The organism is Mycobacterium sp. E2462 (genome assembly GCF_001672685.1).
Taxonomy (GTDB): domain Bacteria; phylum Actinomycetota; class Actinomycetes; order Mycobacteriales; family Mycobacteriaceae; genus Mycobacterium.
This window is the reverse complement of record NZ_LZKC01000337.1, coordinates 1-20668: the sequence shown is the minus strand read 5'-3', so window position 1 is coordinate 20668 and position 20668 is coordinate 1. Positions and strand designations below refer to the sequence as shown.

Annotated in this window: 15 protein-coding genes, 3 rRNA genes and 3 pseudogenes; 13 read left to right on the top strand and 8 right to left on the bottom strand. The window is 65.7% G+C overall.

Annotated elements, in window-relative coordinates; translation table 11 throughout:
• From A5714_RS17810 to A5714_RS17800, 3 genes and pseudogenes are all read left to right on the top strand, one after another.
• Positions 1 to 636, top strand: a pseudogene (locus A5714_RS17810) (F0F1 ATP synthase subunit beta); the annotation flags it as partial.
• 30 nt (positions 637 to 666) lie between these two features.
• On the top strand, positions 667 to 1032 hold the full coding sequence (locus A5714_RS17805) for a F0F1 ATP synthase subunit epsilon (protein WP_068073117.1): 366 nt from the start codon (positions 667 to 669) through the stop codon (positions 1030 to 1032).
• Between the two features lie 6 nt (positions 1033 to 1038).
• Entirely contained in the window at positions 1039 to 1482 is a 444-nt protein-coding gene (locus A5714_RS17800; protein ID WP_068073115.1) for a DUF2550 domain-containing protein, read from the top strand.
• Positions 1483 to 1516: 34 nt separating this feature from the next.
• On the opposite strand, the gene A5714_RS17795 is transcribed toward A5714_RS17800, so the two are convergent.
• Positions 1517 to 2095 (bottom strand): cob(I)yrinic acid a,c-diamide adenosyltransferase, encoded by a 579-nt coding sequence (locus A5714_RS17795; RefSeq protein WP_068287316.1) that lies wholly within the window; start codon positions 2093 to 2095, stop codon positions 1517 to 1519.
• 69 nt (positions 2096 to 2164) lie between these two features.
• Between A5714_RS17795 and murA the strand changes: the two genes are divergently transcribed.
• From murA to rrf, 4 genes are all read left to right on the top strand, one after another.
• Complete coding sequence (gene murA / locus A5714_RS17790; RefSeq protein WP_068073108.1) at positions 2165 to 3418, top strand: UDP-N-acetylglucosamine 1-carboxyvinyltransferase; 1254 nt, start codon at positions 2165 to 2167, stop codon at positions 3416 to 3418.
• Between the two features lie 365 nt (positions 3419 to 3783).
• Positions 3784 to 5303: ribosomal RNA gene (locus A5714_RS17785) — 16S ribosomal RNA — on the top strand.
• Between the two features lie 279 nt (positions 5304 to 5582).
• Positions 5583 to 8690 (top strand): 23S ribosomal RNA (locus A5714_RS17780).
• Between the two features lie 92 nt (positions 8691 to 8782).
• Positions 8783 to 8895, top strand: a 5S ribosomal RNA gene (rrf, locus tag A5714_RS17775).
• Together the 16S, 23S and 5S rRNA genes form the textbook arrangement of a ribosomal RNA operon.
• A 52-nt stretch (positions 8896 to 8947) precedes the next feature.
• On the opposite strand, the gene A5714_RS17770 is transcribed toward rrf, so the two are convergent.
• Together A5714_RS17770 and A5714_RS17765 are read right to left on the bottom strand one after the other, a co-directional pair.
• Positions 8948 to 9451: a methylated-DNA--[protein]-cysteine S-methyltransferase gene (locus A5714_RS17770; RefSeq protein WP_068287307.1), complete on the bottom strand. Its 504-nt coding sequence runs from the start codon at positions 9449 to 9451 to the stop codon at positions 8948 to 8950.
• Positions 9448 to 10935, bottom strand: a complete 1488-nt coding sequence (locus A5714_RS17765; protein ID WP_068287304.1) for a DNA-3-methyladenine glycosylase 2 family protein — start codon at positions 10933 to 10935, stop codon at positions 9448 to 9450. Before A5714_RS17765 ends, A5714_RS17770 begins: the two co-directional genes overlap by 4 nt.
• 49 nt (positions 10936 to 10984) lie before the next feature.
• Here A5714_RS17765 and A5714_RS25530 point away from each other — a divergent pair, with 49 nt between their 5' ends.
• A complete protein-coding gene (locus tag A5714_RS25530) occupies positions 10985 to 11440 on the top strand; it encodes a hypothetical protein (RefSeq protein ID WP_156747370.1) in 456 nt (151 codons plus the stop codon).
• Positions 11441 to 11545: 105 nt separating this feature from the next.
• Here the strand turns inward: A5714_RS25530 and A5714_RS26690 are convergent, their stop codons facing one another.
• The 3 genes from A5714_RS26690 to A5714_RS17750 form a co-directional block, all read right to left on the bottom strand.
• Positions 11546 to 11683 carry a hypothetical protein gene (locus A5714_RS26690; RefSeq protein ID WP_197502911.1) on the bottom strand — a complete coding sequence of 46 codons (138 nt, stop codon included), beginning with the start codon at positions 11681 to 11683 and terminating at the stop codon, positions 11546 to 11548.
• A complete protein-coding gene (locus A5714_RS17755; protein ID WP_068287313.1) occupies positions 11680 to 13077 on the bottom strand; it encodes an OFA family MFS transporter in 1398 nt (465 codons plus the stop codon). Before A5714_RS17755 ends, A5714_RS26690 begins: the two co-directional genes overlap by 4 nt.
• Before the next feature lie 173 nt (positions 13078 to 13250).
• Positions 13251 to 14876, bottom strand: a complete 1626-nt coding sequence (locus A5714_RS17750) for an adenylate/guanylate cyclase domain-containing protein (protein WP_068073100.1) — start codon at positions 14874 to 14876, stop codon at positions 13251 to 13253.
• 45 nt (positions 14877 to 14921) lie between these two features.
• On the opposite strand from A5714_RS17750, the gene nucS reads away from it, so the two are divergent.
• Both nucS and A5714_RS17740 read left to right on the top strand, forming a co-directional pair.
• Positions 14922 to 15593: an endonuclease NucS gene (gene nucS, locus A5714_RS17745; protein ID WP_068073098.1), complete on the top strand. Its 672-nt coding sequence runs from the start codon at positions 14922 to 14924 to the stop codon at positions 15591 to 15593.
• Between the two features lie 23 nt (positions 15594 to 15616).
• Positions 15617 to 15919 (top strand): hypothetical protein, encoded by a 303-nt coding sequence (locus A5714_RS17740; RefSeq protein ID WP_068287301.1) that lies wholly within the window; start codon positions 15617 to 15619, stop codon positions 15917 to 15919.
• Here the strand turns inward: A5714_RS17740 and mce are convergent, their stop codons facing one another.
• Entirely contained in the window at positions 15920 to 16387 is a 468-nt protein-coding gene (mce, locus tag A5714_RS17735) for a methylmalonyl-CoA epimerase (RefSeq protein ID WP_197502914.1), read from the bottom strand. It abuts the gene before it with no gap.
• 78 nt (positions 16388 to 16465) lie between these two features.
• On the opposite strand from mce, the gene A5714_RS17730 reads away from it, so the two are divergent.
• Together A5714_RS17730 and A5714_RS17725 are read left to right on the top strand one after the other, a co-directional pair.
• Positions 16466 to 17647, top strand: a complete 1182-nt coding sequence (locus A5714_RS17730) for an acetyl-CoA C-acetyltransferase (RefSeq protein ID WP_068287297.1) — start codon at positions 16466 to 16468, stop codon at positions 17645 to 17647.
• 178 nt (positions 17648 to 17825) lie between these two features.
• Complete coding sequence (locus A5714_RS17725; RefSeq protein WP_068287310.1) at positions 17826 to 18749, top strand: co-chaperone YbbN; 924 nt, start codon at positions 17826 to 17828, stop codon at positions 18747 to 18749.
• Between the two features lie 16 nt (positions 18750 to 18765).
• Here A5714_RS17725 and glgB read toward each other — a convergent pair.
• Positions 18766 to 20184: pseudogene (gene glgB, locus A5714_RS17720) on the bottom strand (1,4-alpha-glucan branching protein GlgB); the annotation flags it as partial.
• A gap of 46 nt (positions 20185 to 20230) precedes the next feature.
• Here glgB and A5714_RS17715 point away from each other — a divergent pair.
• A pseudogene (locus A5714_RS17715) lies at positions 20231 to 20668 on the top strand (1,4-alpha-glucan branching enzyme); the annotation flags it as partial.

Here is a 20668-nt window from a genome sequence, read left to right as displayed (position 1 = left end):
GAGGTGTCGACGCTGCTGGGTCGCATGCCGTCGGCGGTGGGTTACCAGCCCACCCTGGCCGACGAGATGGGCGAGCTGCAGGAGCGCATCACCTCGACCAGGGGCCGGTCCATCACGTCGATGCAGGCGGTGTACGTGCCCGCCGACGACTACACCGACCCGGCGCCGGCGACGACGTTCGCGCACCTCGACGCGACCACGGAGCTGTCCCGAAACGTGTTCTCCAAGGGCATCTTCCCGGCGGTGGACCCGCTGGCGTCGAGCTCGACCATCCTGGACCCCAGCGTCGTCGGTGACGAGCACTACCGCGTCGCCCAGGAAGTGATCCGAATCCTGCAGCGCTACAAGGACCTTCAGGACATCATCGCCATCCTCGGTATCGACGAGCTGTCCGAAGAGGACAAGCAGCTGGTGAACCGGGCACGGCGCATCGAGCGGTTCCTGTCGCAGAACATGATGGCGGCCGAGCAGTTCACCGGTCAGCCGGGTTCGACGGTGCCGCTGAAGGAGACCATCGAGTCGTTCGACCGCCTGACCAAGGGTGAGTTCGACCACGTGCCCGAGCAGGCCTTCTTCCTCATCGGTGGGCTCGACGACCTGGCCAAGAAGGCCGAGAGCCTTGGCGCCAAGCTCTAACGACCCGGTCGAGTCGAAAGGTGGTGTGGCATGGCCGAAATGAACGTCGAGATCGTCGCTGTCGACCGCAAGATCTGGTCGGGTGAGGCGAAGTTCGTGTTCACCCGCACCACCGTCGGGGAGATCGGCATCATGCCGCGGCACATCCCGCTGGTGGCTCAACTGGTCGACGACGCGATGGTGCGGGTCGAACGGGACGGCGAAGACGACTTACGGATCGCCGTGGACGGCGGCTTCCTGTCGATCACCGAGGAATCGGTGACCGTGCTCGCCGAATCCGCGGCATTCGAGTCCGAGATCGACGAGAGCTCCGCCCGGGAGGATTCCGAATCGGACGATCCCCGGATCGCGGCCAGAGGGCGCGCGAGACTGCGCGCCGTCGGCGCGATCGACTGACGGCAGATGGGCGCGCCCATGGTTGGCATGGTCGTGCTCGTCGTCGTCCTGGGGGCCGCCGTCGCCGCGCTGAGCTACCGGTTGTGGAAACTGCGCCAAGGTGGAACGGCGGGCATCATGCGCGACGTCCCCGCGGTCGGCGGCCACGGCTGGCGGCATGGCGTGATCCGGTACCGCGGCGGGGAGGCCCTGTTCTACCGGCTCTCCAGCCTGCGGTTGTGGCCGGATCGCCGGCTTAGCAGGCGGGGCGTAGAGATCGTCGCCAGGCGCGCACCCCGCGGCGACGAGTTCGACATCATGACCGACGAGATCGTCGTCCTCGAACTGCGCGATACCACGCAGGAACCGCGTTCGGGGTACGAGATCGCGTTCGACAAGGGGGCGTTGACCGCTTTCCTGTCCTGGCTGGAGTCCCGCCCCTCACCGCGTGCGCGCCGGCGTAGCTTCTGACCAGTTCGCCGCCGCGACAACCACTTTGACGGCCTCAGTCCGCGGCGCCGCCTCCTGGCTGCCACAGCACGTCACCCTCGGGGTTCGCCGCCCGCGACAAGATGAACAACAGGTCGGACAACCGATTGAGGTACTTGGCCGGCAGCACGCTCACCGTCTCCGGGGCGGACTCGACCGCAGCCCACGCCGATCGCTCGGCGCGCCGCACCACGGTACGGGCCACGTGCAGCAACGCCGACAACGGCGAACCACCCGGCAGCACAAAGGATTTCAGCGCCGGCAGCGGTTCGTTATATTTGTCACACCAACCCTCCAGCCGGTCGATGTAGGCCTGCGGAACGCGCAGGGGGGGATACTTCGGATCCGGGACCACCGGCGTGGACAGGTCGGCGCCGGCGTCGAACAGGTCGTTTTGGATCTGGCGCAGCACGCCCGCGACCTCGGCATCGGGGCCGCCCAGCGCGAGCGCGACGCCGATCGCGCAGTTGGCTTCGTCACAGTCGGCGTAGGCGATCAGGCGGGCGTCGTTCTTGGAAACCCGCGAGAAGTCGCTGAGCCCGGTGGTCCCGTCATCGCCGGTCCGCGTGTAAATGCGGGTCAGGTGCACTGCCATGACCAAACCGTACTCGGCGGGCCACTTAGCTGACTGACAAGCCGATACCGCTTCACTAGACTGACGCGGGTGGCTGAGCGATTCGTGGTGACCGGTGGCAACCGGTTGTCCGGCGAAGTCGCCGTCGGCGGCGCCAAGAACAGTGTTTTGAAACTGATGGCCGCGACGCTTCTTGCGGAGGGCACCAGCACCATCACCAACTGCCCCGACATCCTCGACGTGCCGCTGATGGCGGAAGTCCTGCGCGGCCTGGGCGCCACCGTCGAACTCGACGGCGACGTCGCCCGGATCACCTCACCCGACGAGCCGAAGTACGACGCGGACTTCGCCGCGGTGCGGCAGTTTCGGGCGTCGGTGTGCGTGCTCGGGCCCCTGGTCGGGCGGTGCAAGCGGGCCCGGGTGGCGCTGCCGGGCGGCGACGCGATCGGCTCGCGGCCGCTCGACATGCACCAAGCGGGCCTGCGCCAGCTGGGTGCGCAATGCAACATCGAGCACGGATGCGTTGTCGCGCAAGCCGATACGCTGCGCGGCGCGGAGATCCAACTGGAATTCCCCTCGGTGGGCGCCACCGAGAACATCCTGATGGCCGCGGTGGTGGCCGAAGGCGTCACCACGATCCACAACGCGGCGCGCGAGCCCGACGTCGTCGATCTGTGCACGATGCTCAACCAGATGGGGGCGCAGGTCGAGGGGGCCGGGTCGCCGACCATGACGATCACCGGCGTCCCGCGCCTCTACCCGACGGAACACCGCGTGATCGGGGATCGCATTGTCGCCGCCACCTGGGGGATCGCCGCGGCGATGACCCGGGGCGACATCACGGTGACGGGCATCGACCCGGCGCATCTGCAGGTCGTCCTGCACAAACTGCACGACGCCGGCGCCACGGTCACCCAGACAGACAACAGCTTCCGGATCGCCCAATACGAGCGGCCGAAGTCGGTGAACGTCGCGACGCTGCCGTTCCCCGGGTTCCCGACGGACCTGCAGCCGATGGCGATCGCCCTGGCGTCGATCGCCGACGGCACGTCGATGATCACGGAGAACGTCTTCGAGGCGCGCTTCCGGTTCGTCGAGGAGATGATCCGCCTCGGCGCCGACGCCCGCACCGACGGCCACCACGCCGTCGTGCGCGGATTGCCCCAACTGTCGAGCGCTCCCGTGTGGTGTTCGGACATTCGCGCCGGTGCGGGCCTGGTTCTGGCGGGTTTGGTCGCGGACGGAGACACCGAGGTCCACGACGTGTTTCACATCGATCGGGGCTACCCGTTGTTCGTGGAAAACCTGGCGATTTTGGGAGCGGAGATCGAGCGGGTACAGTAACCAAAGTCAGTGCCCCACAAGCGCGGTCACCTCGCAGAGGGAACCGAAACTTGGGGCCTTGACTCCCTCGCTGGATTGGTACTAGCCTGGCACGGCTGCTCCCGAACGGCCCGGAAGGGCCAAAAACTGGGAGTTGACTTCACTGCCGGAGATGTATTAAGCTGGCAGGGTTGCCCCAAAACGGGCGAAACAAGTGTTGTTTGAGAACTCAATAGTGTGTTTGGTCTTTTTATTTGTTGTTGTTTTTGGCCATACCTAGCACTCCCCGTGTGTGGGTATGGCTCTTTTATGATGCCAGTTTTGGTGTCTTTTTGTTAGGTCAGATATCTCTGATTGTGAATTCGCCTCGTTCATCGAGGAGTCTTTGTTTGGAGAGTTTGATCCTGGCTCAGGACGAACGCTGGCGGCGTGCTTAACACATGCAAGTCGAACGGAAAGGCCCCTTCGGGGGTACTCGAGTGGCGAACGGGTGAGTAACACGTGGGTAATCTGCCCTGCACTTCGGGATAAGCCTGGGAAACTGGGTCTAATACCGGATAGGACCTCAAGACGCATGTCTTCTGGTGGAAAGCTTTTGCGGTGTGGGATGGGCCCGCGGCCTATCAGCTTGTTGGTGGGGTGATGGCCTACCAAGGCGACGACGGGTAGCCGGCCTGAGAGGGTGTCCGGCCACACTGGGACTGAGATACGGCCCAGACTCCTACGGGAGGCAGCAGTGGGGAATATTGCACAATGGGCGCAAGCCTGATGCAGCGACGCCGCGTGGGGGATGACGGCCTTCGGGTTGTAAACCTCTTTCAGCAGGGACGAAGCGCAAGTGACGGTACCTGCAGAAGAAGCACCGGCCAACTACGTGCCAGCAGCCGCGGTAATACGTAGGGTGCGAGCGTTGTCCGGAATTACTGGGCGTAAAGAGCTCGTAGGTGGTTTGTCGCGTTGTTCGTGAAAACCGGGGGCTTAACCCTCGGCGTGCGGGCGATACGGGCAGACTAGAGTACTGCAGGGGAGACTGGAATTCCTGGTGTAGCGGTGGAATGCGCAGATATCAGGAGGAACACCGGTGGCGAAGGCGGGTCTCTGGGCAGTAACTGACGCTGAGGAGCGAAAGCGTGGGGAGCGAACAGGATTAGATACCCTGGTAGTCCACGCCGTAAACGGTGGGTACTAGGTGTGGGTTTCCTTCCTTGGGATCCGTGCCGTAGCTAACGCATTAAGTACCCCGCCTGGGGAGTACGGCCGCAAGGCTAAAACTCAAAGGAATTGACGGGGGCCCGCACAAGCGGCGGAGCATGTGGATTAATTCGATGCAACGCGAAGAACCTTACCTGGGTTTGACATGCACAGGACGCCGGCAGAGATGTCGGTTCCCTTGTGGCCTGTGTGCAGGTGGTGCATGGCTGTCGTCAGCTCGTGTCGTGAGATGTTGGGTTAAGTCCCGCAACGAGCGCAACCCTTGTCTCATGTTGCCAGCGGGTAATGCCGGGGACTCGTGAGAGACTGCCGGGGTCAACTCGGAGGAAGGTGGGGATGACGTCAAGTCATCATGCCCCTTATGTCCAGGGCTTCACACATGCTACAATGGCCGGTACAAAGGGCTGCGATGCCGCAAGGTTAAGCGAATCCTTTTAAAGCCGGTCTCAGTTCGGATCGGGGTCTGCAACTCGACCCCGTGAAGTCGGAGTCGCTAGTAATCGCAGATCAGCAACGCTGCGGTGAATACGTTCCCGGGCCTTGTACACACCGCCCGTCACGTCATGAAAGTCGGTAACACCCGAAGCCAGTGGCCTAACCCTTTGGGAGGGAGCTGTCGAAGGTGGGATCGGCGATTGGGACGAAGTCGTAACAAGGTAGCCGTACCGGAAGGTGCGGCTGGATCACCTCCTTTCTAAGGAGCACCACGAGAAGCACCCCAATTGGTGGGGTGCAAGCCGTGAGGGGTTCTCGCCTGTAGTGGGCGGGGACCGGGTGCACGACAACAGATAATTGCCAGACACACTATTGGGCCCTGAGATAACACTCGGTTCAGTCCGCGTGGAGTCTCCCCATCTTGGTGGTGGGGTGTGGTGTTTGAGTATTGGATAGTGGTTGCGAGCATCTAGATGGATGCATTGCTTAGGCAGTGTGTCCGTCGAAATGTGTAATTTCTTCTTTGGTTTTTGTGTGTATGTAAGTGTTTAAGGGCGCATGGTGGATGCCTTGGCATCGAGAGCCGATGAAGGACGTGGGAGGCTGCGATATGCCTCGGGGAGCTGTCAACCGAGCTTTGATCCGAGGATTTCCGAATGGGGAAACCCAGCACGAGTGATGTCGTGTTACCCGCATCTGAATATATAGGGTGCGGGGGGGAACGCGGGGAAGTGAAACATCTCAGTACCCGTAGGAGAAGAAAACAATTGTGATTCCGTTAGTAGTGGCGAGCGAACGCGGAACAGGCTAAACCGCACGCATGTGTAACCGGGTAGGGGTTGTGTGTGCGGGGTTGTGGGAGGATACGTCTCAGCTCTACCTGGCTGAGAGGTAGTCAGAAAGTGTCGTGGTTAGCGGAAGTGGCCTGGGATGGCCCGCCGTAGACGGTGAGAGCCCGGTACGCGAAAACCCGTCACCTACCTTGTATCAATTCCCGAGTAGCAGCGGGCCCGTGGAATCTGCTGTGAATCTGCCGGGACCACCCGGTAAGCCTAAATACTTCTCGATGACCGATAGCGGATTAGTACCGTGAGGGAATGGTGAAAAGTACCCCGGGAGGGGAGTGAAATAGTACCTGAAACCGTGTGCCTACAATCCGTCAGAGCCTCCTCGTGGGGTGATGGCGTGCCTTTTGAAGAATGAGCCTGCGAGTCAGGGACACGTCGCGAGGTTAACCCGTGCGGGGTAGCCGCAGCGAAAGCGAGTCTGAATAGGGCGCATCCCCTTTGGGGTGTAGTGGCGTGTTCTGGACCCGAAGCGGAGTGATCTACCCATGGCCAGGGTGAAGCGCGGGTAAGACCGCGTGGAGGCCCGAACCCACTTAGGTTGAAGACTGAGGGGATGAGCTGTGGGTAGGGGTGAAAGGCCAATCAAACTCCGTGATAGCTGGTTCTCCCCGAAATGCATTTAGGTGCAGCGTTGCGTGGTTCACCACGGAGGTAGAGCTACTGGATGGCCGATGGGCCCTACTAGGTTACTGACGTCAGCCAAACTCCGAATGCCGTGGTGTAGAGCGTGGCAGTGAGACGGCGGGGGATAAGCTCCGTACGTCGAAAGGGAAACAGCCCAGATCGCCGGCTAAGGCCCCTAAGCGTGTGCTAAGTGGAAAAGGATGTGCAGTCGCAGAGACAACCAGGAGGTTGGCTTAGAAGCAGCCACCCTTGAAAGAGTGCGTAATAGCTCACTGGTCAAGTGATTGTGCGCCGATAATGTAGCGGGGCTCAAGCACACCGCCGAAGCCGCGGCATATTCACCGTACGGTGAATATGGGTAGGGGAGCGTCCCTCATTCAGTGAAGCCTCCGGGTAACCGGTGGTGGAGGGTGGGGGAGTGAGAATGCAGGCATGAGTAGCGATAAGGCAAGTGAGAACCTTGCCCGCCGTAAGACCAAGGGTTCCTGGGCCAGGCCAGTCCGCCCAGGGTGAGTCGGGACCTAAGGCGAGGCCGACAGGCGTAGTCGATGGACAACGGGTTGATATTCCCGTACCCGTGTGTGCGCGCCCATGACGAATCAGCGGTACTAACCACCCAAATGGTGGTCTATCAATCCCTTCGGGGTGCGAGGATCACCGGCTGCGTGGGACCTTCGCTGGTAGTAGTCAAGCGATGGGGTGACGCAGGAAGGTAGCCGTACCAGTCAGTGGTAATACTGGGGCAAACCTGTAGGGAGAGCGATAGGCAAATCCGTCGCTCATATTCCTGAGAGGTGATGCATAGCCGATTGAGGCGAATTCGGTGATCCTCTGCTGCCAAGAAAAGCCTCTAGCGAGCTCACACACGGCCCGTACCCCAAACCAACACAGGTGGTCAGGTAGAGCATACCAAGGCGTACGAGATAACTATGGTTAAGGAACTCGGCAAAATGCCCCCGTAACTTCGGGAGAAGGGGGGCCGGAATACCGTGAACACCCTTGCGGTGGGAGCGGGATCCGGCCGCAGAAACCAGTGGGTAGCGACTGTTTACTAAAAACACAGGTCCGTGCGAAGTCGCAAGACGATGTATACGGACTGACGCCTGCCCGGTGCTGGAAGGTTAAGAGGACCCGTTAACTCGTAAGGGTGAAGCGGAGAATTTAAGCCCCAGTAAACGGCGGTGGTAACTATAACCATCCTAAGGTAGCGAAATTCCTTGTCGGGTAAGTTCCGACCTGCACGAATGGCGTAACGACTTCCCAACTGTCTCAACCATAGACTCGGCGAAATTGCACTACGAGTAAAGATGCTCGTTACGCGCGGCAGGACGAAAAGACCCCGGGACCTTCACTACAACTTGGTATTGGTGTTCGGTACGGTTTGTGTAGGATAGGTGGGAGACTGTGAAACCCCGACGCCAGTTGGGGCGGAGTCGTTGTTGAAATACCACTCTGATCGTATTGGACACCTAACCTCGAACCCTTATCGGGTTCAGGGACAGTGCCTGGCGGGTAGTTTAACTGGGGCGGTTGCCTCCTAAAATGTAACGGAGGCGCCCAAAGGTTCCCTCAACCTGGACGGCAATCAGGTGGCGAGTGTAAGTGCACAAGGGAGCTTGACTGCGAGACTTACAAGTCAAGCAGGGACGAAAGTCGGGACTAGTGATCCGGCACCTCTGAGTGGAAGGGGTGTCGCTCAACGGATAAAAGGTACCCCGGGGATAACAGGCTGATCTTCCCCAAGAGTCCATATCGACGGGATGGTTTGGCACCTCGATGTCGGCTCGTCGCATCCTGGGGCTGGAGCAGGTCCCAAGGGTTGGGCTGTTCGCCCATTAAAGCGGCACGCGAGCTGGGTTTAGAACGTCGTGAGACAGTTCGGTCTCTATCCGCCGCGCGCGTCAGAAACTTGAGGAAACCTGTCCCTAGTACGAGAGGACCGGGACGGACGAACCTCTGGTATACCAGTTGTTCCACCAGGAGCACCGCTGGATAGCCACGTTCGGACAGGATAACCGCTGAAAGCATCTAAGCGGGAAACCTTCTCCAAGATCAGGTTTCTCACCCTTTTAGAGGGATAAGGCCCCCCGCAGACCACGGGATCGATAGGTCAGACCTGGAAGCCCAGTAATGGGTGCAGGGAACTGGCACTAACCGGCCGAAAACTTACCAACACACAATCGCAACCACTATTCAGCTCCGCTGACATTTCTGTCGCGGATACTCTGGACACCGCATCCCGCCACCAAACAAATTTAAATAGAGTTACGGCGGCCACAGCGACAGGGAAACGCCCGGTCCCATTCCGAACCCGGAAGCTAAGCCTGTCAGCGCCAATGATACTGCCCTCTCGGGTGGAAAAGTAGGACACCGCCGAACATACACAAAAACACCCCCGGCAACGGGGGTGTTTTTGCATTTCGGGTAATGGTCAATCAAATAAAGTGGGCTCCATATTTGTAGAAATGCGAACCCTTTCCAATTGCAGCAGAGTCCGCTTACGGTCCAGGCCGCCACCGTATCCGGTCAAGCTCCCATTCGCTCCGATGACGCGGTGGCAGGGAACGATGATCGCGATCGGATTGTGGCCATTGGCCAACCCGACGGCACGCGCGGAACCGGGCGCGCCGATCTGCTGCGCGATGACGCCGTAGGAGCGGGTTTCCCCGTACGGAATGGTGCGCAGCGCCCGCCACACCTTGCGTTGGAATTCGCTGCCCCGCAGTTCGATAGCGAAATCGAAGTCGGTGAGCTCGCCGGCGAAATAGGCGGCCAACTGCTCGACGGCCGCGCCGAACGCCGCCGGGTTGGGCGTCCAGCCGGTGCGGCTCGGCTCGTAGGTTTGGTCCACCATGCGCAAATGCGTCAAAACCGAATCCTGGCCGGCGAGGGTCAGCGGCCCGACGGGGCTGTCGACGGTGCGGTACTCGATCATGCGACCTCCTGTGGTGGCCAAGTGTTAACGGGGTGCTCGAGGGTGGTCCAGAGGTATTGGGTTGCGTAGGACCGCCACGGCCGCCACCGGGCGCTGTGGGCGATGAGGGCGCGCTCGTCGGTCGGCATGCCCACCTCCCGGGCGGCCACGCGCAGTCCGAGGTCGCTGGCGGGAAAGGCGTCGGGGTCGCCCAGGCCGCGCATCGCGATGACCTCGGCGGTCCAGGGGCCGATGCCGGGAACCGCCAACAATTGTGCGCGGGCGCTGGCCCAGTCGGTTCCGGTGTCCAGGCTGATGGATCCGTCGGCGAGGCCCGCGATCAGCGCGCTGAGCGTTCGCCGCCGGCTCCCAGGCACCGCCAGGTGGATCGGGTCGATCTCGGCCAGGTCGTCGACCGACGGGAAGGTGTGGGTCAGCGTGCCCTCGGGGTCGTCGACGGGCCGGCCGTAGGCCGCGACGAGCCGCCCCGCATGGGTGCTCGCCGCCTTCGTCGACACCTGCTGGCCGAGGACCGCCCGCACGGCGAGTTCGGCCTCGTCGACCGTGCGGGGGATGCGCTGGCCGGGTGCCTTCGCGACCACCGGCGCCAACTGCGGGTCGGCGGCGAGGGCGTCGTCGACCGCTTCCGGATCGGCATCGAGATCCAGTAGCCGGCGGCAGCGGGCGATCGCGGTCGTCAGATCCCGGAAATCGTCGAGGACCAGCTGACACCGCACTTGATCGGGGGCCGGCCGCAACGCCACCACGGCGCTGCCGAAGGACAGCCGCAGCGTCCGCCGGTACGCGCCGTCGCGGATCTCCTCGCATCCCGGGACCCTGGTCGCGGCCAGGTGCCCGAACACGCCCGCGTAACCGAACGGCGTGCGCACCGGCAACCGCAGGCACACCGTCCCCGGCGATACGGCGTCCGTTCCGGGGCGCGCCGCCGTCCGTCGTCGCAGCACCGTCGGGGTGCTTTCGAACACCAGGCGCACGGTGTCGTTGAACTGGCGGATGCTGGAGAACCCGGCCGCGAACGCCACGTCGCCGAACGGCAGGTCGGTCGTCTCGATCAGTACCCGCGCGGTCTGGGCCCGCTGCGCGCGGGCCAGCGCCAGCGGCCCGGCACCGACCTCCGCTTGCAGCAGCCGTTCGAGCTGGCGCGGGGTGTAACCCAGGTGCGCGGCCAGGCCGCCGACGCCCTCACGATCGACCGTGCCGTCGGCGATCAGCCGCATGGTGCGGGCGACGACGTCGCCGCGGACATTCCATTCCGGGGATCCGGGGGAGGCGTCGGGCCGGCAACGCTTGCAAGCCCGGAAACCGGCGCGCTGCGCCGCCGCCGCGGTCGGATAGAACCGCACGTTGCGGGCGAACGGCGGTCGCACCGGGCAGCTGGGCCGGCAATAGATGCGGGTGGTCAGGACCGCGGTGACGAACCAGCCGTCGAACCGCGCGTCTTTGGACTGGACGGCGCGGTAGCAACGGTCGAAGTCGTCATGCACGCTGTCAACACTTACACCGCCGCGCCGACAACACTGGCGGAAAACCGACATGGTAGTGGCGCCGCCGTCGCCCGGTCTGCGGGCGCAGGCAAAGACGGGGCGGCAGGAGTGGCCGCGCCACCCCTGCCGCCCCAACAACTACTACGGGCCGGGAGGCGTCCCGACGCACACGCCGCCGGCGCACGCCCCCGCGCCACCGGGACCGGCGGACGCCCCGGCGCCCGGCACCCCGGCGCTCGCACCGCCCGGACCCGCACCGGCGCCGCCGCCCGGCACAGCGGTGGTGGCACCGCCCGGTCCGACGGTGGGGCCGCCCGGGCCGCCCGGCGCGGTGCCGGAGGGGGCCGTCGTGGTCACGCTGGCAGGCGTCGTCACGGTCGTGGTCACCGTCGAGGTGGAGGGATTCTTGTTCCTGTCACCCGAGCCGCACCCCGCGGTCAAACTGCTGAGCGCGATCGCCGCGGCAATGCCCGCCGCGAGAGAAACGCGGCGGGCAGTTCCGTAACCGGTCATGTCATACCCAATCTCTCTACGTGCCGATGTCAGCAGTGCATCTACCCATTCGCGGGAAAAATCAAGCACCGAGTTACGCGATGGCACCCGAGCGGCGTCAGCGGCCGAACAACTGGGCGATTTTGGCGACGAGTTGCCAGACCCCGTAACCGAACGGAACCGTGACCCACAACCACGTGAGGGCCGCGGGGAGCACCCCGAGGCGACGGTGCGGGGCGGCGGCGGTGTCCGTCATGGCTGGGTCTCCGATCCTTGGGCGGGAATCATTTCTGGCACCGCGGCGGGGGCCTCGTCGGAGACCGCCGCGCGCTCGTAGTGGCGGGCGGCCACCGGCCGCACCAGCTCGTTGCAGACGAAACCGACGATCAACAGCGCGATCATGACCGCGAACGACGCGAGATACAGATCGGGTCCGTGCTTGCCGCTCGCCTCCTGCGAGTCCGCGATGGCGTTGACGATGAGCGGACCCAGCACCCCCGCGGCGGACCAGGCCGTCAGCAACCGGCCGTGGATGGCGCCGACCTGGTAGCCGCCGAACAGGTCGCGCAGGTAGGCCGGGAGTGTGGAGAAGCCCGCCCCGTAGAACGACAGGATCCCCACGGTGCACAGCAGAAAGGTGACCTTGCTGGCGTTGGTGGTCAGCGCCAGCGTCAGGTACAACAGGGCGCCGCCGCCCAGGTAGAGCCGGTAGATGTTCTTGCGGCCCACTGCGTCCGACAACGACGACCAGCCGATCCTGCCCAGCATGTTGGCCAGCGACAGCAGCGCGACGAACCCCGCGGCCGCCGCGGCCGCGGCGACGCCCTTCGGAGCGGCGGGAAAGAAGTCCTGCCAGATGGGCGACGCCTTCTCCAGGATGCCGATTCCGGCCGTCACGTTGAAGCACAACACCACCCATAGCAACCAGAACTGCGGCGTCCTGCTGGCGACGGCGGCCGAGACACCAGCGGACGCAACCCGGGGTACCCCCGCGCGCGGCTCGGGATGCCAGCCCGCCGGTGCCCATCCCGGTGCCGGCACCCGGATCAGCAGCCAGCCCATCGACATGAATACCGCGTAGCTGCACCCCATGACGACGAAGGTCTTGGCGACGCCGTGGGTGCTGGTGCGCCCGAAGGAGGTGAGCAGGCTGTTGGTCCAGGGCGACGCGATCAGCGCGCCCCCGCCGAAACCCATGATCGCCAGTCCGGTCGCCATCCCCGGACGGTCGGGGAACCACTTGATCAGCGTGGACACCGGCGAGATGTATCCGACGCCCAGCCCGACGCCGCCCACCACGCCGTAACCGAGCAGCACCAGCCAGTATTGGCCGATCCACTCCCCGGCCCCGGCGATCAATAACCCGCTGCAGAAGCACACGGTGGCCACGAACATGGCCCAGCGCGGACCGTAACGGTCGACGCGCGTGCCGAACACGGCCGCGGAAAGGCCAAGCATGACAATGCCGATGGTGAACGGCATGGCGCTGGCGGTGCCGGACACGTGCAGCGACTTCTCCAGCGGGATCTTGAAGACGCTCCACGCGTAGACCGAACCGATCGCGAGGTGGATGGACAGGGCGGCGGGCGGCACCAGCCACCGACTCCATCCGGGCCCCGCGACAATCCTCGAACGGTCCAGCAAGCCAATGGTTGTCACGAAGCACCTTTCCCAGTGAAGCGGTTGCGGCTGTGTGCCCGCCGTCACTATCGGCCGGGGTGACCCGGCGGTCAAGGCGTTTCTGGTTATCGCCTGATAGCTGAAAGCTATTGGCGCCGAGGCGGTTTAGCGACCTGGGATGGTCCTCGTTTGCGTGCCGGCGGCTACTGGGCGCAGTCGGCGCCGCCGGCCAGATGCGCGAGCCGGGTGGGACGTTCGTAGCCGCGCAGGGTCACCGTCTCGCCCAACGACCAATGCTCCTGCTCGTCAGCGCTGGAGCGTTCGACCACGTCAGCGGTGGCGAGCATGTGGCACGGGTGCGACTTGGCCAGCTCGCACAGCCGGGCCGCCTCGTTGACCGGTTCGCCGATGACGGTGTACTCGAAACGTTCGCGGGCGCCGACGTTTCCGGCAACGACCTGCCCGGCCGCCACCCCGATGCCCGCCTGCAGTTCGGACATCTCGTTGCTCAGCCGCTCGGCGATGCGTCGCGCGGCGGCCAGCGCCTGGTCTCCCGGCGAGTCGAGACGGTTGGGTGCGCCGAAGACGGCCAGCGTAGCGTCGCCCTCGAACTTGTTGACCAGCCCGCAGTGCCGGTCGACCTCTTCGACGACGATGCTGAAGAACCGGTTGAGCACGCCGACCACCTCGGACGGGCGGCGGCTGGTCACCAATTGCGTGGACCCGACGATGTCGATGAACACGACGGCGACGTGGCGTTCCTCGCCGCCCAGCTTCGGGCGCTCGCGCTCGGCGGCCAGCGCCACCTCGCGGCCGACGTGCCGGCCGAACAGGTCGCGGACCCGTTCGCGCTCGCGCAACCCGTCGACCATCGCGTTGAAACCCCGTTGCAGCTCACCGAGTTCCGTGCCGTCGAACACCACCAGGTCGCCGCGCAGGTCGCCGCGCTCGACGCGCCGCAGGGCGGCGCGCACCACCCGGACCGGGGTGGCCGTCAGCCAGGCCAGGATCCACATCAGGATGAAACCGAAGATCAGGGTGGCCGACGCCAGGATCAGCACCGCGACGCTCAACTGGGTCTTCGTTAGATTGCCCAGGACCAGGGCGAAGAACGCCGTCAGCGCGATGCCGAAGACCGGCACCCCGGAGCTGAGCGCCCACACGGTCAGGGTGCGTCCCATGATGCCCGGCGCCAGCCGCCGCGGTGCGGTGCCGGCCTCGAGCGCCTGCGCCGCGACCGGGCGCAGCGCGAACTCCGTGAGCAGGTAGCACGCGGTGGCGACCAGGATGCCGCAGAAGCTGACCGGGAAGCCCACGATCGGGATGAAGGTGGTGTTGACCAGTCCGTACAAGGTGGTCAACACGGCGGCGCCGATCACCCACAGGATGAGCACGCCGAGCGCCAGGTGGAACGGGGCGACGAACGTGTTCCGTTCGTCGGTCGCGGTGGGCGGGCGCTCCTCGATGGCCCACCGCAGGGTGGCCAGCGTCCGCCTGGTGATCAGGAAGGTGCCCAGCGCCAACGCGACCGCGATGTAGGCCGGCGAGACGCCGAAGGTGATCCACAGCGGGGCGTCGCTGAAGACGCTGGGCGAGGGAAAGGCAACGGTGAGCAGCAGGGTGGCGACGCCGATGCCGATCAGGTTGGTGCCGAGGATGAACGCGGTGATGATGACCTGGATGCGGACGCGCCGGCGGCTCTGGCTTTCCGACGGCCGGCCCAGGAGCAGCGAACCGTACGCGGGGGTTTCCGGCAGGCGGCCGCTTTGGCGGGTCACTCGTTCCAGCACCCGACCGATGCGCTGCGCCAAGCTCCTGTTGCCCGCCATGGTGGCGTCAGCCTAATTTGTCGACCACGCTCTAAGGTGAGTCGGGTGCGTCTAGTGATCGCCCAGTGCACTGTCGATTACGTCGGCCGGCTCACCGCGCATCTGCCGTCGGCGCGCCGGCTGCTGCTGTTCAAGGCCGACGGGTCGGTGAGCGTGCACGCCGACGACCGCGCCTACAAGCCGCTCAACTGGATGAGCCCGCCCTGCTGGGTGACCGAGGAGCTCGCCGGCGAGGCGCCCGTGTGGGTGGTGCAGAACAAGGCGGGCGAACAGCTGCGCATCACCGTCGAGGAGATCGAGCACGACTCCAGCCATGACCTGGGGGTGGACCCGGGCCTGGTCAAAGACGGTGTCGAAGCGCACCTGCAGGCGTTGCTGGCCGAGCACGTCCAGCTGCTGGGGGAGGGCTACACCTTGGTGCGCCGCGAATACATGACCGCGATCGGGCCGGTAGACCTGCTGTGCCGCGACGAGCAGGGCGCGTCGGTGGCGGTGGAGATCAAGCGCCGCGGCGAGATCGACGGGGTCGAGCAGCTCACCCGCTACCTGGAACTGCTCAATCGGGACAGCGTCTTGGCGCCCGTCAAGGGCGTGTTCGCCGCCCAGCAGATCAAACCACAGGCCCGCACGCTGGCCACCGATCGCGGAATACGTTGCCTGACATTGGATTACGACAAGATGCGCGGGATGGACAGCGACGAATACCGGTTGTTCTAGGCGCCGACGAATACACTGGCCGCATGGCCAGGCGCCGCACTGCGCCGCCCCGGCGGCGGCCGTTTGCGCCCCCGCCGGCGCTGCGGCGCGTCGAGACCGGGCCGGATGGCCATGACTACGAGGTGCGGCCCGTCGCCGCCGCGCGGGCCGTCAAAACGTACCGCTGCCCCGGTTGCGATCACGAAATCCGTTCGGGCACAGCCCATCTGGTGGTGTGGCCCGCCGAGGCGGGAGCGGGCGCGGGGCTGGTCGACGACCGGCGGCACTGGCACACCCCCTGCTGGGCGCACCGCGCCACCCGGGGGCCGACCCGAAAGTGGTCCTGACTAGCTGGCCGGCTCGACGAGTTCGAGCAGCACGCCGCCGGCGTCCTTGGGGTGGACGAAGTTGATGCGCGAGTTTGCGGTGCCACGCCGCGGCGCGTCGTAGATCAGCCGGATCCCCTGCGCGCGCAGCCGCTCGACCAAGGTGTCCAGGTCGCTGACCCGCACCGCCATCTGCTGGATGCCGGGACCACGCTTGTCGAGGAATTTCGCGATGGTCGACGACTCGTCGATCGGGGCCATCAGCTGAATCTGCGCCGAGCCGGCCGGGGCGCCGCGCACGGCCAGCATGGCTTCGCGGATTCCCTGGTCCTCGTTGACTTCCTCGTGCAGCACGATCATGCCGAGCTGGTCGTGGTACCACCGCTTTGCCGCATCCAGGTCGGCGACCGCGATGCCGACATGATCGATCGCCGTCACCAGCGCGCTGGCCAGGACCTGACGGGCGTCAACTTGATCGGTCGTCATCACATAACGGTAACCTGGCAGCACAGGTCCCGCTTCTCCGGGAGGCCAAATCGGCCGTTTGCGCGCGCGTAGGAGGTTGTCATGACGACGTCGGTCATCGTTGCTGGGGCACGGACTCCCATCGGCAAACTGATGGGTTCGCTGAAGGATTTCTCGGCCAGCGACCTGGGCGCGATCGCGATCGCCGGCGCGCTCGAGAAGGCCCACGTCGCCGCCTCGCAGGTCGAGTACGTTATTATGGGCCAGGTGCTGACGGCCGGCGCCGGGCAGATGCCGGCGCGGCAGGCCGCCGTCGCTGCGGGCATCGGCTGGGACGTCCCGTCGCTGACCATCAACAAGATGTGCCTGTCCGGGATCGACGCCATCGCCCTGGCCGACCAGCTGATTCGCGCGGGCGAGTTCGACGTGGTGGTGGCCGGCGGGCAGGAGTCGATGACCAAGGCCCCGCATTTGCTGATGGACAGCCGGGCGGGCTACAAGTACGGCGACGTGACCGTCCTGGACCACATGGCCTACGACGGCCTGCACGACGTGTTCACCGACCAGCCGATGGGCGCGCTCACCGAGCAACGCAACGACCTGGACAAGTTCACCCGCGCCGAGCAGGACGAGTTCGCTGCCCGGTCCCACCAGAAGGCCGCCGCGGCATGGAAGGACGGCGTCTTCACCGACGAGGTGGTGGCAGTCAATATCCCTCAGCGCAAGGGGGATCCGCTGCAGTTCACCGAGGACGAGGGCATCCGGCCCAACACCACGGCCGACTCCCTGGCCGGGTTGAAGCCGGCGTTCCGGCGTGACGGCACGATCACCGCGGGTTCGGCGTCGCAGATCTCCGACGGTGCGGCCGCGGTGGTGGTGATGAACAAGGCCAAGGCGCAGGAGTTGGGCCTGACCTGGCTGGCGGAGATCGGGGCGCACGGCGTGGTGGCCGGGCCCGACTCGACGCTGCAGTCCCAGCCCGCCAACGCGATCAAGAAGGCCATCGCCCGTGAGGGCATCGCCGTCGACCAGCTCGACGTCGTGGAGATCAACGAGGCGTTCGCGGCCGTGGCCCTGGCCTCCACCCGCGAGCTCGGCCTCGACCCCGACATCGTCAACGTCAACGGCGGTGCGATCGCCGTCGGGCACCCCATCGGGATGTCGGGGGCCCGGATCACGCTGCACGCCGCCCTGGAACTGGCGCGTCGCGGCTCCGGTTACGCCGTGGCCGCGCTGTGCGGGGCCGGCGGGCAGGGCGATGCGCTGATTCTGCGCGCCGGATAGTTCGCCGGCCCCCCCGGCGCGACGTTGCTGGGCGACCGCCCGCGACGAGGCGTTGTGATATTCGTCATACTTGCCGTTCGGCAAGTCCGCGGGGTGCCGGCGCGCTCGTCGGTGCGTGCCCGTCACGGCCGCGCGACCGGGTGGAGCGGCGGACGCCGCGCATGACAAACTGGTCGGCGTGACGCGTCCGCGACCCCCGATCGGCCCCGCGATGGCTGGCGCGATCGACCTGTCCGGCCTCAAGCAACGGGCCCAGCAACCAGCGCCGGGCAGCGGCCCGAGCGGCGCGGCGGGCCCCGCCACGCAGGGCGACGCGGGCGGCACCGCGATCACCGAGGCCAATTTCGAAAGCGACGTGCTGCTTCGGTCCGAAGAGGTGCCGGTGGTCGTCGTGCTGTGGTCGCCCCGCAGCGACGCGTGCGTGCAGCTGCTCGACACCTTTGCCGCCCTGGCCGCGTCGGACAACGGCAGCTGGTCGCTGGCGACGGTCAACGTGGACGTGGCGCCCCGGGTCGCGCAGATCTTCGGGGTCGACGCCGTCCCCACCGTGGTGGCGTTGGCGGCCGGGCAGCCGATCTCCAGCTTCCAGGGGATGCAGCCGGCCGAGCAGTTGCGCGGCTGGCTCGACCAGATCCTGTCGGCCACCGCCGGAAAGCTGCGGGGGCCAAGCGGTTCGACGGACTCCGCGGCGGTGGACCCGGAGCTGGCCGCCGCGCGCGACCAGCTCGAGGCGGGCGATTTTGAGTCCGCCAAGGCGTCCTACGAGGCGATCCTGGAGGCCAATCCGGGCAGCGCCGAGGCCAAGGGCGCAATCCGCCAGATCGACTTCCTCACGCGCGCAACGGCGCAGCGGCCCGACGCCGTCGCCGGGCCCGACGCCGCGCCCGGCGACATCGAGGCCGCCTTCGCGGCCGCGGACGTCGAGGTCCTCAACCAGGATCCCGGCGCGGCGTTCGACCGCCTGATTGCGTTGGTGCGCCGTACCTCCGGCGACGACCGGACCCGGGTGCGGACCCGGCTGATCGAGCTGTTCGAACTCTTCGACCCCGCCGATCCGGACGTCATCACCGGGCGGCGCAACCTGGCCAACGCGCTGTATTGAGCCGCCTAGGCCCGCACTACCGCTCGGGCTCGAGCCAGATCGCCGACGTCGGGGGCAGCACCAGCACCGCCGACGCGGGCCGACCGTGCCACGGGTCCTCGGTCGCGTCCACGCCGCCCATGTTGCCGATGCCCGCGCCGTTGTAGTCGGTGGCGTCGGTGTTGAGCACTTCCCGCCACCGGCCCGCGGCCGGCAGGCCGAGCCGGTATCCGCTGTGCTCGGCGCCCGCGAAGTTGAACACGCATGCCATCACCGAGCCGTCGCTGCCGTAGCGCAGGAAGCTCAGCACGTTGTTGCCGGAGTCGTTGGCGTCAATCCAGGAGTAGCCGTCGGGAATGGTGTCCTGGCTCCACAGCGCGGGCCGAGCGCGGTAAATGGCGTTGATGTCGCGCACCAGGCGCAGCACGCCGTTGGAGAAGCCCTGCTCGTCGAGTTGCCACCAGTCCAGGCCGCGCTCCTCGGACCATTCGGCCCGCTGGCCGAATTCCTGACCCATGAACAGCAGTTGCTTGCCGGGGTGCGCCCACTGGTAGGCCAGCAGGCTGCGCAGCCCGGCGGCCTTGGTGTGGTTGTTGCCCGGCATCCGGCCCCACAGCGTGCCCTTGCCGTGCACCACCTCGTCGTGGCTCAGCGGAAGCACGTAGTTTTCGCTGAACGCGTAGAGCATCGAGAAGGTGATCTCGCCGTGGTGGAAGCTGCGGTGGATCGGGTCACGGCTGAGGTAGTCCAGCGTGTCGTGCATCCAGCCCATGTTCCACTTCATCGAGAAGCCAAGGCCGCCAAGGCTGGTCGGCCGCGTCACACCGGGCCACGAGGTGGATTCCTCGGCGATGGTGACGATACCGGGCGCCGCCTTGTGCGCGGTCGCGTTCATTTCTTGAAGGAACTGCACGGCCTCGAGGTTCTCGCGGCCCCCGTAGATGTTGGGCGTCCAGCCGCCGGCGGGACGCGAGTAGTCCAGGTAAAGCATGGACGCGACGGCGTCGACCCGTAGGCCGTCGATGTGGTACTCCTCCAGCCAGTACAGGGCGTTGGCCACCAGGAAGTTGCGGACCTCGGCGCGGCCGAAGTCGAAAACGTAGGTGCCCCAGTCTAATTGCTCGCCCCGTTTCGGGTCGGCGTGCTCGTAGAGCGGGGTGCCGTCGAACCGTCCCAGTGCCCAGGCGTCCTTGGGGAAGTGCGCCGGGACCCAGTCGACGATGACGCCGATGCCGGCCGCGTGCAGCGCGTCGACGAACGCCCGAAATTCGTCCGGCGAACCGAAGCGTGACGTCGGCGCATAGTAGGACGTGACCTGGTAACCCCACGACCCCGCGAAGGGATGCTCGGCGACCGGCAGCAGCTCGACGTGGGTAAACCCTTGCTCGACAACGTAATTGACCAGTTCATCGGCCAGCTGGCGGTAGTTGAGGCCGGGACGCCACGAGCGACTGTGGGAAGTCCTTGGCGCGCATCCGCGTTCGTTCACGACCGCCGATGGCGTGGTCGACGGCGTGTCGTTCGCCGTATGGGCGCCCAACGCCAAGGGCGTCAGCCTGATCGGCGAGTTCAACGGGTGGACCGGCAACGAGGCACCCATGCGGTCGCTCGGATCCTCCGGTGTGTGGGAGCTATTCTGGCCTGGCTTCCCCGTCGGCGGGCTGTACAAGTTCCGCGTGCACGGGGCCGACGACGTGGTCACCGAGCGGGCCGACCCGATGGCGTTCGCCACCGAGGTGCCGCCGCACACCGCGTCGCGAGTCACCCGCAGCGACTACACGTGGCAGGACGGCGACTGGATGACCCAGCGCGCCGGCCGGAACCCGGTTTTCGAGCCGATGAGCACCTACGAAGTGCACCTGGGCTCGTGGCGTCCCGGCCTCAACTACCGCCAGCTGGCCGATGAACTGGTCAATTACGTTGTCGAGCAAGGGTTTACC

Coding starts and splice junctions, on each gene's coding strand:
- A5714_RS17805 (WP_068073117.1), top strand. CDS start 667: ATGGCCGAAATGAACGTCGAGATCGTCGCTGTCGACCGCAAGATCTGG.
- A5714_RS17800 (WP_068073115.1), top strand. CDS start 1,039: ATGGGCGCGCCCATGGTTGGCATGGTCGTGCTCGTCGTCGTCCTGGGG.
- A5714_RS17795 (WP_068287316.1), bottom strand. CDS start 2,095: ATGGCAGTGCACCTGACCCGCATTTACACGCGGACCGGCGATGACGGG.
- A5714_RS17770 (WP_068287307.1), bottom strand. CDS start 9,451: ATGATCGAGTACCGCACCGTCGACAGCCCCGTCGGGCCGCTGACCCTC.
- A5714_RS25530 (WP_156747370.1), top strand. CDS start 10,985: ATGGTAGTGGCGCCGCCGTCGCCCGGTCTGCGGGCGCAGGCAAAGACG.
- A5714_RS26690 (WP_197502911.1), bottom strand. CDS start 11,683: ATGACGGACACCGCCGCCGCCCCGCACCGTCGCCTCGGGGTGCTCCCC.
- A5714_RS17750 (WP_068073100.1), bottom strand. CDS start 14,876: ATGGCGGGCAACAGGAGCTTGGCGCAGCGCATCGGTCGGGTGCTGGAA.
- A5714_RS17740 (WP_068287301.1), top strand. CDS start 15,617: ATGGCCAGGCGCCGCACTGCGCCGCCCCGGCGGCGGCCGTTTGCGCCC.
- A5714_RS17730 (WP_068287297.1), top strand. CDS start 16,466: ATGACGACGTCGGTCATCGTTGCTGGGGCACGGACTCCCATCGGCAAA.